Origin of the sequence: Candidatus Viridilinea mediisalina, assembly GCF_002532535.1 — a bacterium.
GTDB lineage: Bacteria > Chloroflexota > Chloroflexia > Chloroflexales > Chloroflexaceae > Viridilinea > Viridilinea mediisalina.
Genome location: NZ_NQWI01000268.1, coordinates 1 through 1,643 on the forward strand (window position 1 = coordinate 1; position 1,643 = coordinate 1,643).

Consider the following 1,643-nt stretch of genomic DNA (forward strand, 5'->3'; position numbering starts at 1 on the left):
GAAGCCAGCTTGTCGAAGCCAGCTTGTCGAAGCCAGCTTGTCGAAGCCAGCTTGTCGAAGCCAGCTTGTCGAAGCCAAGCGGCGCGGTGGGGCAGAAGTAACCCTACTTCTGCTCCACCGCGCCACGCTGATAGCGATTGGTGCGCTGGTAGCTCACCAGGTTGCCATCAGCATCAAGGCGCAGTTCGTAGGTGCCAAGCAGATCACAGCTATTGGGAATACGACGCATCTCAATCAGCTCAATACCCACAATCCAGCCATCGTCATCCTTCGTACAGCGCGAAACCGTATCGAAGGGTAGGCCAGTAATCTCATTGATCTGCTCGCGAGCGAGGCGGATCACGTCAATGCTACGCATGGTGGTATCGTTCCTCTAGACCCATGCGGAGTAGGCGGGCGAGTGCCTTCGCTGGGTCGCACAAATCCATCGTTGCTACAATCACCTATTCCGCATGCGGGCGCGCGCTTCGCGCAGGCGGTCAATCAGCACCTCTTCGGCTGCTTCGTAGGTCGCTTCATCAATCTGACCTAGATCAAGCGCAAGCTCCAATTCCGCCAATTTTTGGCGGATGCGCTCAGGGCTGTAGAGTTCATGTTCAGCCTGATCGAGAATCTTTTCGGCTACCCAAACTACGCTATCAATTGGCGCAGTGAGGGGCAAGGCAAGTAGGTTTAAGAGACCCATAGGGTATTGTTGCTCATCTTAGCGCAATGCAGCCGTGCGCTCACGACTACTCCAATCGGCCTTAATGGTGACAAAGTTGTAGGGCGGTACTGGCCCAACATATTTGAAGAGCAGGCGCTGGCCCATGGCTGCATCCAACTCACGGATAGCTTGATCAAAGGCCTCCTCACGGGCACGGTCAATCAAGAAGGCCGCATTGAGCACCATGCGATCGGTGAGGGGCGGATGGATGCGAACTTCATGGGCCAGTGGTTCTAGTTGCGCCAGAATGGTCGCACTATCCCGTTCGCGGCGCTGATTCACCTCAGCCTCAACCATTTCGCCCAACTTAATGCGTTGATAGTAGGTCTGCTCACTGGGCAACCCCGTAATCCGGTCGCGCAGTTCACGAATTTCTTCACTCTGCTCGGCAATTTCGCGGAAGATGTCATCGGCAATCCAGAAAGCCTTGAGGCCCAACTCGATGCGACACTCCATCTCTTTGAGTTGGGTTACCAATTGCTCATAGCCCTCACCCAAGAGCTGTTCGCGCACGGTGCGCGCATCGGGGGCTACAATCCCAAAGCAGACCGGCAGGATCGTAAATTCGCGCATGACCATTTCGAGGACGCGGGTATGGGCCAGCATATTGCGCCGGGTGCTGTCATACTCCTGAAGGGGTGAATCGCTCACCACGGCTGCAACCTGCTTGAAAGGGATGGTGTAGACCAACGATCCCACTTCGTGGATGCCGGGTGTCGTGAAGGAGCGTTCTTCACCACAATTGATAATGCCGTAGAGATATTTACCTGTGGCGCTAGTTGTGTCCACCATTGAGATTCCTTTCACTCATCACTATAGCCTTTCAGATAATGTTTCTGGAGCCTCTAGGATCGTGGGAGGGGTTTTCGGGGAGGGCTTCGCCCTCCCCGAACCCCTCCCTTTTACGATTCTTTATCTGAAGGACTATAGGGGCGGC

3 protein-coding genes are annotated in these 1,643 nt (G+C 55.0%); all 3 read right to left on the reverse strand.

Annotation, left to right across the window (positions count from 1 at the left end; genetic code table 11):
• Positions 1-103 precede the first annotated feature (103 nt).
• Positions 104-358 (reverse strand): gas vesicle protein GvpO, encoded by a 255-nt coding sequence (locus CJ255_RS21900; RefSeq protein ID WP_097646187.1) that lies wholly within the window; start codon positions 356-358, stop codon positions 104-106.
• Between the two features lie 81 nt (positions 359-439).
• Positions 440-685: a gas vesicle protein GvpG gene (locus tag CJ255_RS21905; RefSeq protein ID WP_097646188.1), complete on the reverse strand. Its 246-nt coding sequence runs from the start codon at positions 683-685 to the stop codon at positions 440-442.
• 18 nt (positions 686-703) lie between these two features.
• On the reverse strand, positions 704-1,498 hold the full coding sequence (locus tag CJ255_RS21910) for a GvpL/GvpF family gas vesicle protein (protein ID WP_097646189.1): 795 nt from the start codon (positions 1,496-1,498) through the stop codon (positions 704-706).
• Positions 1,499-1,643: the final 145 nt, after the last annotated feature.

Excerpts from the sequence above, each read along its gene's own strand:
- CJ255_RS21900 (WP_097646187.1), bottom strand. The coding sequence starts at position 358 with ATGCGTAGCATTGACGTGATCCGCCTCGCTCGCGAGCAGATCAATGAG.
- CJ255_RS21905 (WP_097646188.1), bottom strand. The coding sequence starts at position 685 with ATGGGTCTCTTAAACCTACTTGCCTTGCCCCTCACTGCGCCAATTGAT.
- CJ255_RS21910 (WP_097646189.1), bottom strand. The coding sequence starts at position 1,498 with ATGGTGGACACAACTAGCGCCACAGGTAAATATCTCTACGGCATTATC.